Annotated in this window: 16 protein-coding genes; 6 read left to right on the top strand and 10 right to left on the bottom strand. The window is 71.1% G+C overall.

Features of this window, described 5'->3' with window-relative positions; all coding sequences use genetic code 11:
- Positions 1 to 81 precede the first annotated feature (81 nt).
- The 4 genes from QIS96_RS33440 to QIS96_RS33425 all read right to left on the bottom strand — a co-directional run bounded on the left by QIS96_RS33440 (position 82) and on the right by QIS96_RS33425 (position 3,524).
- Positions 82 to 1,239, bottom strand: coding sequence for an ABC transporter substrate-binding protein (locus tag QIS96_RS33440; RefSeq protein ID WP_282546584.1), 1,158 nt, complete (start codon positions 1,237 to 1,239; stop codon positions 82 to 84).
- 30 nt (positions 1,240 to 1,269) lie between these two features.
- On the bottom strand, positions 1,270 to 2,133 hold the full coding sequence (locus tag QIS96_RS33435; protein ID WP_282546583.1) for an ABC transporter permease: 864 nt from the start codon (positions 2,131 to 2,133) through the stop codon (positions 1,270 to 1,272).
- Positions 2,130 to 2,924 carry an ABC transporter ATP-binding protein gene (locus QIS96_RS33430; protein ID WP_282546582.1) on the bottom strand — a complete coding sequence of 265 codons (795 nt, stop codon included), beginning with the start codon at positions 2,922 to 2,924 and terminating at the stop codon, positions 2,130 to 2,132. Before QIS96_RS33430 ends, QIS96_RS33435 begins: the two co-directional genes overlap by 4 nt.
- 183 nt (positions 2,925 to 3,107) lie before the next feature.
- Positions 3,108 to 3,524 (bottom strand): Fur family transcriptional regulator, encoded by a 417-nt coding sequence (locus QIS96_RS33425; RefSeq protein ID WP_282546581.1) that lies wholly within the window; start codon positions 3,522 to 3,524, stop codon positions 3,108 to 3,110.
- 161 nt (positions 3,525 to 3,685) lie between these two features.
- Here QIS96_RS33425 and QIS96_RS33420 point away from each other — a divergent pair, with 161 nt between their 5' ends.
- A complete protein-coding gene (locus QIS96_RS33420; RefSeq protein ID WP_282546590.1) occupies positions 3,686 to 5,155 on the top strand; it encodes a catalase in 1,470 nt (489 codons plus the stop codon).
- A 116-nt stretch (positions 5,156 to 5,271) separates the two neighbouring features.
- On the opposite strand, the gene QIS96_RS33415 is transcribed toward QIS96_RS33420, so the two are convergent.
- Together QIS96_RS33415 and hisN are read right to left on the bottom strand one after the other, a co-directional pair.
- Positions 5,272 to 5,673 carry a CBS domain-containing protein gene (locus QIS96_RS33415; protein WP_282546580.1) on the bottom strand — a complete coding sequence of 134 codons (402 nt, stop codon included), beginning with the start codon at positions 5,671 to 5,673 and terminating at the stop codon, positions 5,272 to 5,274.
- Positions 5,674 to 5,871: 198 nt separating this feature from the next.
- Positions 5,872 to 6,672 carry a histidinol-phosphatase gene (gene hisN / locus QIS96_RS33410; RefSeq protein ID WP_282546579.1) on the bottom strand — a complete coding sequence of 267 codons (801 nt, stop codon included), beginning with the start codon at positions 6,670 to 6,672 and terminating at the stop codon, positions 5,872 to 5,874.
- Between the two features lie 168 nt (positions 6,673 to 6,840).
- On the opposite strand from hisN, the gene QIS96_RS33405 reads away from it, so the two are divergent.
- Positions 6,841 to 7,446, top strand: coding sequence for a TetR/AcrR family transcriptional regulator (locus QIS96_RS33405; RefSeq protein ID WP_282546578.1), 606 nt, complete (start codon positions 6,841 to 6,843; stop codon positions 7,444 to 7,446).
- Positions 7,447 to 7,494: 48 nt separating this feature from the next.
- Here QIS96_RS33405 and QIS96_RS33400 read toward each other — a convergent pair whose 3' ends face one another.
- The 4 genes from QIS96_RS33400 to QIS96_RS33385 all read right to left on the bottom strand — a co-directional run bounded on the left by QIS96_RS33400 (position 7,495) and on the right by QIS96_RS33385 (position 11,120).
- Entirely contained in the window at positions 7,495 to 7,818 is a 324-nt protein-coding gene (locus QIS96_RS33400; protein WP_282546577.1) for a DMT family transporter, read from the bottom strand.
- A gap of 142 nt (positions 7,819 to 7,960) precedes the next feature.
- Complete coding sequence (gene rsgA, locus QIS96_RS33395; protein ID WP_282546576.1) at positions 7,961 to 8,971, bottom strand: ribosome small subunit-dependent GTPase A; 1,011 nt, start codon at positions 8,969 to 8,971, stop codon at positions 7,961 to 7,963.
- 9 nt (positions 8,972 to 8,980) lie between these two features.
- On the bottom strand, positions 8,981 to 10,303 hold the full coding sequence (aroA, locus tag QIS96_RS33390) for a 3-phosphoshikimate 1-carboxyvinyltransferase (RefSeq protein WP_282546575.1): 1,323 nt from the start codon (positions 10,301 to 10,303) through the stop codon (positions 8,981 to 8,983).
- Between the two features lie 97 nt (positions 10,304 to 10,400).
- Entirely contained in the window at positions 10,401 to 11,120 is a 720-nt protein-coding gene (locus QIS96_RS33385; RefSeq protein ID WP_282546574.1) for a M50 family metallopeptidase, read from the bottom strand.
- 50 nt (positions 11,121 to 11,170) lie between these two features.
- Here QIS96_RS33385 and QIS96_RS33380 point away from each other — a divergent pair, with 50 nt between their 5' ends.
- The 4 genes from QIS96_RS33380 (at position 11,171) to rsrA (ending at position 14,061) form a co-directional block, all read left to right on the top strand.
- On the top strand, positions 11,171 to 11,986 hold the full coding sequence (locus tag QIS96_RS33380) for an SOS response-associated peptidase (RefSeq protein ID WP_282546573.1): 816 nt from the start codon (positions 11,171 to 11,173) through the stop codon (positions 11,984 to 11,986).
- A 129-nt stretch (positions 11,987 to 12,115) separates the two neighbouring features.
- Positions 12,116 to 12,754 (top strand): alpha/beta hydrolase family protein, encoded by a 639-nt coding sequence (locus tag QIS96_RS33375; protein WP_282546572.1) that lies wholly within the window; start codon positions 12,116 to 12,118, stop codon positions 12,752 to 12,754.
- Between the two features lie 282 nt (positions 12,755 to 13,036).
- A complete protein-coding gene (locus QIS96_RS33370) occupies positions 13,037 to 13,708 on the top strand; it encodes a sigma-70 family RNA polymerase sigma factor (RefSeq protein WP_282546571.1) in 672 nt (223 codons plus the stop codon).
- Positions 13,705 to 14,061: a mycothiol system anti-sigma-R factor gene (gene rsrA, locus QIS96_RS33365; RefSeq protein ID WP_282546570.1), complete on the top strand. Its 357-nt coding sequence runs from the start codon at positions 13,705 to 13,707 to the stop codon at positions 14,059 to 14,061. The genes QIS96_RS33370 and rsrA overlap by 4 nt, the downstream gene beginning before the upstream one ends.
- Positions 14,062 to 14,207 lie beyond the last annotated feature (146 nt).

Genomic DNA, 14,207 nt, shown 5'->3' with positions numbered 1-14,207 from the left:
CAGGATCCGGGCCTTCGGCATGTGTGCATGTCTCCGGAGCCAGGGCCAGGGCCAGGGCTAGGGCTAGGGCTAGGGCTAGGGCTAGGGCTTGTGGCCCACCGCCTCCGCGTACAGCCTGCGGTCCACCGCCTTCTTCTCCGGGACGGGCTTGCCCTCGGCGACGCCCGCCTCGCGGTACGCGGCCTGCAGCCGGTCCGTGGTGCCGGAGCGGATCTCCCAGTCCATGCGGAGCGAGGGCGTCGATTTGAGCACGGACTCCTCGATCTTCAGCAGCTTCGCGAGCTCGGTGACGAAGCCGGGGTCCTTCTTGTAGTCGCCCGCGAAGTACGTGTTCACGGTCCTGATGTACGCGCGCAGGAAGGCGACGCCGGCGTCCGGGTCCCGCTGCAGCAGGTTCGGGCCGAAGAGCAGGCCGCCCAGGGGCTCGCCCTGCGGCTGGCCGCCGAGGAACGCGTACTTCTCGTCGCCGTCGACCTTCCGCCAGACCGGGTCGAGCAGCCAGGCGGAGTCGACGCCTCCGTTCTGCAGGGCGGTCAGGACGTCGGCGGAGCCGAGCTGGCGGAAGTCGACCTTGTCGAGGCCGCCGCCGTGCTTCTTCAGGGCCTTGCTCATCGGGTACGCGATGACCGAGCCCTTGCCGATCATCGTGCCGAGCGTGCGGCCGGCCATCGGCACGTGCTTCGCGGACTGGCCGTCCTTGAGGCGCACCCACAGGCCGCTGCGGGACTTCGGGTCGGAGGAGTAGTTGGACGCGACCCACTTGATGGTGAAGCCGCCGTTGATGCCGTTCATCACGGCGGCCTCGGGGGCGGCCCACTGGGCGTCGATGTCGCCCTTGGCGAGCAGCGGCAGGGCGTCCGGGGTGGGCAGGACCTTGACCTCGACGTCCAGGCCCTCCTTCGCGAACTCGCCCTTCTCGACGGCCATTTGGAGCGGAGCGACGTATTCGGCGCTGACGGTTCCGGTGGCGACGGTGATCTTGCGCTTCTTCTTCAGCTTCTGCGGGGCGGGGGCGCCCTTGTCGCAGCGGGCGGGTGCGCGGTCGGGGGCGAGGTCTGCCGGGTCGGTCCAGCCGTTCTCGGCGCAGCCTTCGACGGGCTTGATGGTGCGGGCCTTCGCCGGGTCGGCGGTGGCCTTGGGATCGTCCTCCTTCGCGCAGCCGGCGGTGGCCGTGGCGAGCAGGGTCGCGGCGAGGAGCGCGGTGGGCCAGGTCTTTCTCGTACGTACGCGGGTGTGCATGGAGAGGGCCTCCGTCGGGGCGTGAGTGGTTCAGGACTGGCCGCGGCCGTGGTCGCGCGGGGCCCAGGGGGTGAGCAACCGGCCGACGAGGCGCACCAGTTCGGAGAAGAGGACGCCGAGGACGGCGACGCAGACGATGCCGACGAACATGATGTCGTTCTGGAACAGCGCCCTGGAGTCGAAGATCAGGTGGCCGAGGCCCTCGTCGGCGGCGATGGACTCCGAGGCGACGATCACCAGGACGGCCACGCCCGCCGCGATCCGCGCGCCGACCAGGACCGCGGGCAGCGAGGCGGGCAGCAGGACGTGCCGGAACATCTGCCAGGGCGTCGCGCCGAAGACCTGGCCGGCGTCGCGGTGCCCGGTCGGGACGGCGAGCACGGCGGCCATGGTGGAGATCCACACGAAGAAGAACACGGTCGCGGCGACCAGGGCGATCTGCGGGCCCTCGCCGAGGCCGAACATGTTGAGGAAGATCGGCAGGAGCGCGAGCTTCGGTACGACGTAGAGGGCGTCGAGCAGCGGCTCAAGGGCGGCTCGTACCAGCGAGAGCGAGCCCATGAGCAGGCCGAGGGCGTAGCCGCTGACGGTGCCGACGGCGTATCCGGCGAGGACGCGCTTCAGGGTGGCCCACACGTCGGGCCACAGCTCGCCGGCGGCCGCGCGCTCGACGCCGTCCTCCAGGATGGTCTGCGGCGCGGGGTAGATGCGGTCGTCGATCCAGCCCTGGACGGCGGCGAGCTGCCAGAGGAGGAGCAGGACCGCGGGGACGGCGACCGCGAGGGAGATTTCGAGGGTGCGCCTGCGGCGGTGGGTGCGGGCCGGGTCGAGTTCCTGCGGTCCCGGCTCTCTGACCAGCAGGTCGGGCTGGGGCGCCTTGGTCGTGGTGGTCATACGGGCACCACCTCCGGGCGTACCTCGCCGCGCAGGAGTTCCCACAACTCGCCCTTGAGCGCGGTGAATTCGGGGGAGTCGCGGATGTCTCCGGTGCGCGGGCGGGCGAAGGGCGGGCGGCGTTCGGCGATGATGCGGCCGGGGCGCGAGGACATCACCAGGACCCGGTCGCCGAGGACGATCGCCTCTTCGAGGCTGTGGGTGATGAACAGGGTGGTGGTGCGGGTCGCCTGGGTGAGTTCGAGCAGCTCGTCCTGGAGGATCGTGCGCAGCTGGGCGTCCAGGGCGGCGAACGGCTCGTCCATCAGCAGGATCTCCGGTTCGACGGCGAGTGCGCGGGCGATGGCGACGCGCTGCTGCATCCCACCGGAGAGCGCGCTCGGGTAGGCCTGCGCGAAGTCGGCGAGGCCCATACGGGCGAGCAGGGCGTGGGCGCGGGCGTCGGCCTCCTTGCGGGGGACGCGCTGGATGTCGAGGCCGAAGCGGACGTTGGCGAGGACCGTCTTCCAGTCGTAGATGCCGTAGTCCTGGAAGATCATCGCGGCTGGGCGTGCGGAGTCCGTGCGTATCTCCAGGCGGCCCGAGCTGGGGCGGAGGAGGCCTGCGGCGATGCGCAGCAGCGTGGACTTGCCGCAGCCGGACGGGCCGACGATGCAGGTGAACTCGCCGGGCGCGACGTCGAGTTCGACGGGGCCGAGCGCGTCGACCCGCTTGCTGCCGCGGCCGAAGGCGCGGGTCAGGCGGGTGGCGTGGAGTTTGGGGGGTGGGGTCGGGTGCGGATCGTCTCCCACGGTTGCTCCTGTGGTGCTCTGCGGCGGAAGGGGCGCGGCAGAGAATATGACGACCCGTCAGTTTGTGGAAGGGGTGCGGTACGAGGCGGCTGAACGTGCAACGGCGAGTACGCGGCGGTGAGTGCGCAACGGCGAGGCCCCCGGCGCCTTGTCAGGTGCCGGGGGCCTCGCTCGACGTGTGGGTCAGGCTGCCGCGCAGGTCGGGCAGGTGCCGCGGTAGGTGACCTCGACGCCCGAGACCGTGAAGCCGAAGCGCTCCGAGTCGGGCAGGTCGGTCAGCGGGTTGCCCGAGGGGTGCACGTCCCGGATCGCGCCGCACTGGGCGCAGACCAGGTGGTGGTGGGGGCGGTGGGCGTTCGGGTCGTACCGCTTCGCCCTGCGGTCGGTGGAGACCTCCAGCACCTCGCCGAGGGTCACCAGCTCGCCCAGGGTGTTGTAGACGGTGGCCCGGGAGATCTCCGGGAGCTTCGCCACTGCTCGGGCGTGCACCTCATCAGCCGTCAGGTGCACGTGGTCCCCGTCGAGGACCTCGGCCACGACGCGCCGCTGGGCGGTCATGCGCCAGCCGCGTCCGCGAAGTCTTTCCAGCAGGTCACTCATGAGGGCCAGCCTAACAGTCAAGGGACCCAAGTCCCGACGGGGTGTGAGTCTGGATGGCTACCGAATGTGGATAGCTACTCGAAGTAGATGCTTGCTTGACTTAGACAATGTCCATTGTAGGATCGAGTGCAGCGATGGCCAAGGGACAGGAACTGCCGGGAATGACGCAGGAGGCGCACGTGACGCAGGGACCGCTGACCACGGAGGCCGGTGCGCCGGTCGCCGACAACCAGAACAGTGAGACGGCCGGCGTCGGCGGGCCCGTGCTCGTCCAGGACCAGCTGCTCCTGGAGAAACTGGCCCACTTCAACCGCGAGCGCATCCCGGAGCGGATCGTGCACGCCCGCGGTGCGGGGGCCTACGGCACCTTCACGGTGACCGCGGACGTGACGAAGTACACGCGGGCGAAGTTCCTCTCCGAGGTCGGCAAGCAGACCGAGACGTTCCTGCGGTTCTCGACCGTGGCGGGCAACCTCGGTGCGGCCGACGCGGTGCGCGACCCGCGCGGCTGGGCGCTGAAGTTCTACACCGAGGAGGGCAACTACGACCTCGTCGGCAACAACACCCCGGTGTTCTTCATCAAGGACGCCATCAAGTTCCCGGACTTCATCCACACCCAGAAGCGCGACCCGTACACCGGCTCGCAGGAGGCTGACAACGTCTGGGACTTCTGGGGCCTGTCGCCCGAGGCCACGCACCAGGTGACCTGGCTCTTCGGCGACCGCGGCATCCCCGCCTCGTACCGCCACATGAACGGGTACGGCTCGCACACCTTCCAGTGGAACAACGAGGCCGGCGAGGTCTTCTGGGTCAAGTACCACTTCAAGACCGACCAGGGGATCAAGAACCTGACCTCGGAGGAGGCCGCGAAGCTCGCCGGTGAGGACCCCGACTCCCACCAGCGCGACCTGCGCGAGTCCATCGAGCGCGGCGAGTTCCCGACCTGGACGGTGCAGGTCCAGATCATGCCGGCGGCGGAGGCGGCCGAGTACCGCTTCAACCCCTTCGACCTCACCAAGGTCTGGCCGCACGAGGACTACCCGCCGATCGAGATCGGCAAGCTGGAGCTCAACCGCAACCCGGAGAACATCTTCGCCGAGGTCGAGCAGTCGATCTTCAGCCCCGCGCACTTCGTGCCGGGCATCGGCCCGTCCCCGGACAAGATGCTCCAGGGCCGCCTCTTCGCGTACGGCGACGCGCACCGCTACCGCGTCGGCATCAACGCCGACCACCTGCCGGTGAACCGCCCGCACGCCACCGAGGCGCGTACGAACTCCCGGGACGGCTTCCTCTACGACGGCCGCCACAAGGGCGCGAAGAACTACGAGCCGAACTCCTTCGGCGGCCCGCGCCAGACCGACCGCCCGCTGTGGGTGTCGAGCGCGGTGACCGGCGGCACCGGCAACCACGCGGCCGCCGTGCACGCCGAGGACGACGACTTCGTGCAGGCGGGCGACCTCTACCGCCTGATGTCCGAGGACGAGAAGGGCCGTCTGGTGGGCAACCTGGCCGGCTTCATCGCCAAGGTCTCGCGCGACGACATCGCCGAGCGCGCGATCGAGAACTTCCGTCGGGCGGACGGAGACTTCGGCAAGCGGCTGGACGCCGCGGTCCAGGCCCTGCGCGGCTGACCCGGCCGTTTGCCGCAGGCCTGAGGGCCGGATCCCTGCGGGGGTCCGGCCCTTCGGGCTTTCCTGGTTCGTGCTGCGCGCGTTCTCGGGGGCTCAGGTCTGCAGAGCTTGGGGGCTCAGGTCTGCAGTGCGCCCGCGTGGCGGTGGCGCGGGGCCCAGCAGCGGATGATGTCGCGCACCGAGACGATGCCGACCGGCTCGCGGCCGTCGAGCACGATCAGGTGCCGGAAGCCGCCGTGCGCCATGGCGTCGGCCGCGTCCTCCAGGGTCCACGACGGTGCGGCGAAGACGACGTCGGTCGTGGTGTGGGCGCCCGCGGTCTCCTGGTCCGGGTCCTGGTTCGCGCCGAGGGAGTTGAGGATGTCGCGCTCGGTGAGAATGCCGACGCCGCCCGCGTCGGTGTCGAGGACGACCGCTGCGCCGACCCGGCGGGCGGACATCAGCCGGGCGGCCTGGCGGAGGGTGTGGTCGGGTCCGATCGTGAGGACCATCGTGCTCATGGCGTCGCGGACGAGCATGGGCTGAAGCCACCTCCTGAGGGATGCGACAAGTGATTCGCCCTTCAAAGAGAAACGATTCACAAGTTCACAAGTGGGGGGACTCTCAGGGTGGCAGGTCAAAGGAGGGTCAACAAGAGGGAGCGCGGGGCCAGTCGAGGGCGCGCGGTCCGCGCCCTCGCCCCGTCGCCGCAGTGCTGCCGACTGAGCTCCAGGCGGTCAGTACCGCTGGTTGAGGTACCCGAGCAGCTCATCGTGCAGGTGGCCGTTGGACGCCGCAGCGTTGCCGCTGTGCGGGCCCGGGGTGCCGTCGAGCCCGGTGAAGCTGCCGCCCGCCTCGGTCACGACGATCGCGTTGGCCGCCATGTCCCACAGCGAAAGCTCCGGCTCCGCGCAGATGTCGACCGAGCCCTCGGCCACCATCATGTACGGCCAGAAGTCGCCGTACCCGCGCGTGCGCCAGCAGGCCCGCGTCAGGTCCAGGAAGCCGTCGAGCCTGCCCTGCTCCTCCCAGCCGCTCAGCGAGGAGTACGCGAAGGAGGCGTCCGAGACGCTGGTGACGTTCGAGACCTGCAGCTTGGTCGCGGAGGTCAGGCTGCGCCCGGTGTACGCGCCCGAGCCCTTCGCCGCCCACCAGCGGCGGCCGAGCGCGGGGGCGGAGACGACGCCGACGACCGGCTGGTAGCCGCCCTCGCCCGCCTCCATCAGGGAGATCAGGGTGGCCCACACGGGCACCCCGCGTACGTAGTTCTTCGTGCCGTCGATCGGGTCGATCACCCAGCGGCGCGGGCCCGTGCCCTCGATGCCGTACTCCTCGCCCAGGATCGCGTCGCGCGGGCGGGCGCGCTGGAGCTGACCGCGGATGAGCTCCTCGGCCGCCTTGTCCGCCTCGCTGACCGGAGTCATGTCCGGCTTGGTCTCGACCTTCAGGTCGAGGGCCTTGAACCGGTCCATGGTCGCGCGGTCCGCCGCGTCGGCGAGGACATGGGCGAGACGCAGATCATCGAGATAGTCGGGCATGACCGAACAGTATCGACCGAGCCCGAGCGGGACCACAGGGCCCTCGGTCCCGTAGCGCCCACGCGCACCGGGCTCACACGCCGACCCTTGACAGTGCGCACGGCCGCGTCAACTCTGCCTACGAAGCCGCAACCTACGCCGGGGCGTCGCCCGGCCGGGGAGGCAACGATGTCGGCAGCGCGGGAGTCCCTGCTCGACGCGGCGTGCGCGTCGCTCGCGCGCAGGCCGTGGCCGGTGGTGCGGATGGTCGACGTCGCCGCGCTCGCCGGGGTGTCCCGGCAGACCCTCTACAACGAGTTCGGCAGCAAGGACGGCCTGGCCCGGTCGCTGGTGCGCCGCGAGACCGACGCGTATCTCGCCGGGTTCGAACGGGCCCTCACCGAGGGCGGACTGCCCGCCGCGGCCGACTGGACCGTGACGAGGGCGGGCGAGAACCCGCTGCTCAGGGCCGTGCTCACCGGATACAGGGCCGAGGGCCTGCCCGCGCCGACGCTCGCCGCGGTGCCCTCCACCTCACGGGTCCCGGCCCAGCGGCGCGCGGACGGGCCGCTGCCCTCGCCGGCCGAGGTTGTCGCCCTGATCCGCGACCGCGCGGTCGGCGCGCTCGCCCCTGCGGCGGCCACCGCCGCCGACCGCGCCGCCCTCGCGTGGCAGTGCGAGGTGGCGCTCCGCCTGGCCCTGTCGTGCCTGCTCGCGCCGGCGGGGGAGCGCGGCGCGGCCGGGCTCGTACGGGATGTGGTCGGCGTACGCGCGTCGTCGCCGCGCTCGTCCTGAACTTCCGTGCCGGGGCGACGAGTCAGGGGCCTGCGGTGGGTTGGTGGGTCAGTGTGCTCCGCCGGAGAGCTGGAGTCCGATGATGCCCACGATGACCAGCGTGATCGAGACCAGCTTCAGCGTGGAGACCACGTCGCCGAGGAAGGCCATGCCGTAGATCGCCGTGCCCGCGGCGCCGATGCCGGTCCACACCGCGTACGCCGGGCCCACGTCGAGGCGCTTCAGGGCGAGGGTCAGCAGACCGAAGCTGCTCAGCGCGAAGGCGGCGAAGGAGATCGTCGGCCAGAGGCGGGTGAAACCGTGCGAGAGCTTGAGGCAGACCGCGAAGCCGGTCTCCAGGAATCCGGCGACGATGACCAGCAGCCACGCCATGGTTGTCCGCCTCCTGCGCCTCGGTTCCGGTGATCCGCGTGGCCCGCGCCCCGGTGTCCGCTTTATCCGCTCACGCGCCGGGTGTCCGGCTCGGTGCGATTATGCATGCACTGTTCGGCCCACGTGGCAAACCACCGCGACGTCAGTCCCCCTCGCGCCGCTCCCTGGTGGCGAGCAGCCGCCGCAGCGAGTACAGCCGGGCCGGGTCGGCGTGCCCCTCCTCCACCCACGCGTCGAGCGCGCAGTCCTGCTCGTCGTGGCTGCAGGCGCGCGGGCACTCCGCCGTGCCCGGCTCCAGGTCGGGGAAGGCGTGGATGACACGGGACGGGTCGACGTGGTGCAGGCCGAAGGAACGCACGCCCGGGGTGTCGATCACCCAGCCCTCGGCGTCGGTCAGGGGCAGCGCGAGCGCCGACGTCGTCGTGTGCCGGCCGCGGCCCGTGACGGCGTTGACATGGCCGGTCGTACGCCGACGATCCTCGGGCACCAGGGCGTTGACCAGCGTCGTCTTGCCCACGCCGGAGTGGCCGACGAACGCCGTGACGTGTCCGTCGAGCAACTCCCGCACCCGGTCCGCCGCTTCACCGTGCGCCAGCTCCTCGCGGCTGGTCACCACGTACGGGAAGTCCAGGGCGCCGTAGGCCTCCAGGAGCTTGTCGGCCGGGGCGAGGTCGGACTTGGTGAGGACGAGGAGGGGTTCCAGCCCCGCGTCGTACGCCGCGACCAGGCAGCGGTCGATCAAACGGGGGCGCGGCTCGGGGTCGGCGAGGGCGGTGACGATCGCGAGCTGGTCGGCGTTGGCGACCACCACGCGTTCGTACGGGTCGTCGTCGTCCGCCGTGCGGCGCAGGACCGAGGAGCGCTCCTCGATGCGGACGATGCGGGCCAGGGTGTCCTTCTTGCCGGACAGATCTCCGACGACCGCGACCCGGTCGCCCACCACCGCCGCCTTGCGGCCCAGCTCGCGGGCTTTCATCGCCATCACGACCCGGTCCTCGACGAGGCAGGTCAGGCGCCCCCGGTCCACGGTGAGGACCATGCCCTCGGCTGCGTCCTCGTGCTTGGGCCTGATGTGGGTTCGGGGGCGGTTGCCCTTGCGGTTGGGGCGGACCCGGATGTCGTCCTCGTCGGGGTTCTTGCCGTAGCGGCGCATCGCGGTGCCTTATCCCTGCCGGTTCCCGAGCATCTTCGTCCACATGTCGGGGAAGTCCGGCAGGGTCTTCGCCGTCGTCGCGACGTTCTCGATCTGCACGCCCTCGACCGCGAGCCCGATCACCGAGCCCGCCGTCGCCATGCGGTGGTCGTCGTACGTGTGGAACGTGCCGCCGTGCAGCGCGCGGGGGCGGATGTGCAGACCGTCCGCGGTCTCGGTGACGTCACCGCCGAGGCCGTTGATCTCCTTGGTGAGCGCGGCCAGGCGGTCCGTCTCGTGCAGCCGCAGGTGGGCCACGCCGCGCAGCGTCGACGGGCCGTCCGCGAGCGCGGCGACGGCGGCGATCACCGGGGTGAGCTCGCCGACCTCGCTCAGATCCACGTCGATGCCGTGGATCTTGCCGGAGCCGGTGAACTCCAGGCCCTTCTCGGTCAGTTCGCAGCTGCCGCCCATCGCCGTGAAGATCTCGCGCAGCTGGTCGCCGGGCTGCGTGGTGCGCTCCGGCCAGTCGGGGATGGTGACGCTGCCGCCGGTGACCAGGGCCGCCGCCAGGAACGGCTGGGCGTTGGAGAGGTCCGGCTCGATGGTCAGGTCACGGCCGCGCAGCTCGCCCGGGGCGACCTTCCAGACGTTCGGCTCGCCGCCCGACTCCGGCTCCTCCACCTGGGCGCCGACCTCGCGCAGCATGTCGACCGTCATCCTGATGTGCGCCATGGACGGCAGGCTGCTGCCGACGTGATGCACCTCCACGCCCTCCTCGAAGCGCGGCGCGGAGAGCAGCAGCGCGCTCACGAACTGCGAGGACGAGGACGCGTCGATCTCGACCCGGCCGCCCTTGAAGGCACCGCTGCCGTGCACCGTCATGGGGAGGGAGCCGCGGCCCTCGTCGTCGATCTCCGCGCCGAGCGCGCGCAGGGCGTCGATCACGCCGTGCAGCGGGCGCTCGTACGACCTCGGGTCGCCGTCGAACCGCACCGGGCCGTCGGCGAGCGCCGCGACCGGGGGCATGAAGCGCATGACCGTGCCCGCGTTGCCCACGTCCACCGTGGCCGGGGCCTTCAGGGGGGCGGGGGTGACGCGCCAGGCCTCGGCGCCGTCGGCGTCCGTCTCCTCCGCGATGTCGATGCCGATGGAGCGCAGCGCGGCCGCCATCAGGAGGGTGTCGCGGGAGCGCAGCGGGCGGCGCAGGACGCCCGGCTCCGCGGCGAGGGCGGCCAGGACGAGGGCGCGGTTGGTGACCGACTTGGAGCCGGGCACGTGGACGGTCGCGTCGACGGCTCCGCTTGCGGTCGGGGCGGGCCAGAGGGCGTTGTGCGCGGCGTTCTCGGTCATGCCCACACTTTAATCGCTGAGCTCGCGCCGGGATTTTGCCTGTGGATAACTCGCGCGCACCGGCCGAGGAGCCGTACCGCCCCAGGTCAGAGGCGTCTCACAGTCCGAGCAGCCAGCGTCCGCCGCCGAGCAGCGAGCAGAGCGAGACGGCGTGGAAGAGGAACAGCCAGAGCCCGGCCGGGACGTGCGTGAGCCGGGAGAGCTGATCGGCGTCGGAGTCCGGGGCCCCGCCGTGCCGCCGCTTGCCCTGCAGCTCGAAGGCCGGGCGCACCCCGCCGAGCAGCAGGAACCAGACCACGACGTACGCGAACAGGGCCTGCACCTCGGGGGCGGCGAGCCAGGAGATCAGCACGAACGCGCCGCCGGTGACGAGCACGGAGACCGCGCCGTAGGCGTTGCGGATCATCACGAGGAGGGCGACGAGCAGGGCCGTCGCCAGCCAGAGCAGCAGCGTGATGTGGTTCGCGGCGAGCAGCCAGGCGCCCCCGAGGCCGAGCAGCGGCGGGGCCGTGTAGCCCGCGGCGGCGGTCAGGATCATGCCGATCCCGGTGGGCTTGCCGCGGCTGACGGTCAGGCCCGAGGTGTCGCTGTGCAGCCGGATCCCGTCGAGCTTGCGGCCGGTGAGCAGGGCGACCAGCCCGTGACCGCCCTCGTGCGCGATGGTGATGGCGTTGCGGCTGAGCCGCCAGAGGCCGTGCGGTACGACAACGGCGAGGGCGGCCACCGCCGTGGCGATCACCAGCCACAGGTCCGGGTCCGGCTGCGTGCCGAAGACGCGGTCCCACAGGTCGGCGGCCGTGGCTGAGGTGGTGTGCATACGCGGAACAGGCTCCCGTCTCGGTGCGGCGATCTGGCAGTGTGGCACGTATGTGCGGACGGTATTCATCCAGTCGTGGGCCCGGGGATCTCGCAGACGTCTTCGAGGTCGAGAAGTGGGAGCCGAAGGAGGCGCTCGCCGCCGACTACAACGTGGCCCCGACCAAGGACGTCTACGCGGTCCTCGACCGTCCCCTCAAAGACGCAGCCGACCGCACTCCGGTTCGCCAGCTGCGCACCCTGAAGTGGGGGCTCGTGCCGTCCTGGGCGAAGTCGCCCGAGGGCGCGGCCCGGATGATCAACGCACGCGCGGAGACGGTGCACGAGAAGCCCGCCTACCGCAGGGCCTTCGCCGCCCGCCGCTGCATCCTCCCGGCCGACGGCTACTACGAGTGGGTGACCGGAGCGGCCGAGCGGGACCTGGAGGTCGAGGGCAAGAAGAAGCGCCCGCGCAAGCAGCCCTACTTCGTCACCCCGGCCGACGGCTCGGTCTTCGCGATGGCCGGCCTGTACGAGTTCTGGCGCGACCGCACGCTGCCGGACGACCACCCGCAGGCCTGGTGGGTGACGTGCTCGGTGATCACCACGGAGGCGGAGACCGGCCCCCTCGGCGTCGCTCCCGCGGAGGGCCCGCAGGCGCTCGCGGACATCCACCCGCGGATGCCGCTGATGCTGACCCCGGACCGCTGGGACGCGTGGCTCGACCCCCGGCACACCGACGTGGAGGACCTCCGCTCGCTCCTCGTCCCGCCGCCGGAGGGCCTGATGCGGGCGTACCCGGTGTCGACGGCGGTGAGCAACGTCCGCAACAACGGGCCCGAGCTCTTGAAGGAGCTGGAGGGCCCGGAGGAAGGGACGCTCTTCTAGGGCGCGCTCTCTGGGAAGCGCTCCATAACGCGCTCTGTCCGGCTCTATGTGTCGCGCTCTATCCAGCTCTTTATAGGGGGCCGCCCGGTGAGCGAGGAAAACCCCCTCCACGCGCGGCAGGATGGGCGTATGGCCAAGACGCAGACCGTAGACACCCCGGCGGGCCCGGCCAGGATCACCTGGTTCCCCGGCAAGAAGGCGCAGCTAGTCCTCGCCGTCAGCCACGGCGCCGGCGGCGGCATCGAGGCACGTGACCTGCAGGCGCTCGCCGCCGAACTGCCCGCACAGGGCGTGACCGTGGCCCTCGTGGAGCAGCCCTGGCGAGTGGCCGGGAAGAAGGTCGCCCCCGCCCCGAAGACCCTCGACACCGGCTGGCGGGCGCTCTGGCCCGCGCTGCGGGAGCCGGGCCTGCCCGTGATCGCCGGCGGCCGCAGCGCGGGCGCGCGCGTGGCCTGCCGTACGGCGAAGGAGCTGGGCGCGCACGCGGTGCTCGCGTTGAGCTTCCCGCTGCACCCGCCGGGCAAGCCGGAGAAGTCGCGGGCCGAGGAGCTGCTCGACAGCGGAGTGCCGACGCTGGTCGTGCAGGGCGGCAACGATCCCTTCGGCAAGCCCGCGGAGTTCCCGGAGGACGGCTCGTACGAGCTGGTGGAAGTGCCGTACGGCGATCACGGCTTCGCCGTGCCGAAGCGGGCGGAGATCGGGCAGGAGGAGGCCGTGGCGCTGATCACGAACGCGGTCGCCGCCTGGGTCAAGGGACTTCGGGGGTAGCCGCCCGGGGCAAGGGACTTCGGGCTCGGCGGGACGGCGCCGGGAATGTTGCGGCGCTGCGTGCTGTTGTGGCGGACGTCAGTCAGATACGCAGCAGAGTGTGAGGGAGTCCGCCGCATGGGTTCGATCGCCTGCCCGAGCCGCGCCAGCGCCGCTGACCTGGGAAGGTCGATGCTGGCTGCGGCCAAGACCGCCCCTATTCGGGCGGCGGGCGGACCGGATCGTCGTCTATCCTCCGATTCGAGCGGGGTCGGCCTCGATCCCGCCCCGTCGCTGGAGGAGGTGGGTCAGGTCACTGGGACCGACGAGGGCCGTGCGCAGGAGACGGTGGAGGAGACCTCTACCGAGCGCAACGCCCGCTTCGAGCGCGACGCGCTCGAGTTCCTCGACCAGATGTACTCGGCCGCGCTGCGGATGACGCGCAACCCCGCGGACGCGGAGGACCTGGTGCAGGAGACGTACGCGAAGGCGTACGCGTCCTTCCACCAGTTCCGTGAGGGCACCAATCTCAAGGCGTGGCTCTACCGCATCCTCACCAACACGTTCATCAACTCGTATCGCAAGAAGCAGCGCGAGCCCCAGCGCAGCGCTGCCGAGGAGATCGAGGACTGGCAGTTGGCGCGTGCCGAGTCGCACATGTCGACGGGTCTGCGCTCCGCCGAGTCGCAGGCGCTCGACCGGTTGCCCGACTCGGATGTGAAGGATGCCCTGCAGGCGATCCCCGAGGAGTTCCGAATCGCCGTCTATCTGGCGGACGTCGAGGGCTTTGCGTACAAGGAGATCGCGGACATCATGGGAACCCCCATCGGTACGGTCATGTCCCGGCTGCACCGCGGCCGGCGACAGCTGCGCGGCATGCTCGAGGACTACGCGAAGGACCGCGGCCTCGTGCCCGCGGGCGCCGCTACCGGCGCGACGGAGTCGTCGAACGGAACGAAAGGCTCAGGCTCATGAGCTGCGGAGAGCCGCACGAGACGGACTGCTCTGAGGTCCTGGACCATCTCTATGAGTTCCTGGACCACGAGATGCCCGACAGCGACTGCACCAAGTTCGAGACGCACTTCGAGGAGTGCTCCCCGTGCTTGGAGAAGTACGGCCTGGAGCAGGCCGTGAAGAAGCTGGTCAAGAGGTGCTGCGGACACGACGACGTGCCCACGGACCTGCGCGCCAAGGTGATGGGCCGGATCGACCTGATCCGCGCCGGCCAGGCCGTGCCCGAGCACGACCTGACCGCCGCCCCGCCCGAGCCGCAGGAGCCGGTCGCGCAGCGCCGCTCCACCGCTTCCCCCTCGCCTCAGGAATCCTGAACTCCGGTTCGGTCACGGAGAGTTGAGGCTCTCCGGGGCGCGCTGTGGGTATCCGTGCGGCCCCGTCACCCGATGGTGCGAATCCGCGGTCGCATAAGCCGCGGAATGCTCCGATCCTCTCTCCCCGTCCGCGTAGCCGTCCTATT

This window comes from Streptomyces cavernicola (genome assembly GCF_029968035.1).
Classification (GTDB): Bacteria; Actinomycetota; Actinomycetes; order Streptomycetales; family Streptomycetaceae; genus Streptomyces; species Streptomyces cavernicola.
Note: the sequence above shows the minus strand (reverse complement) of the source record. Positions and strands in the feature narration are given on the sequence as shown.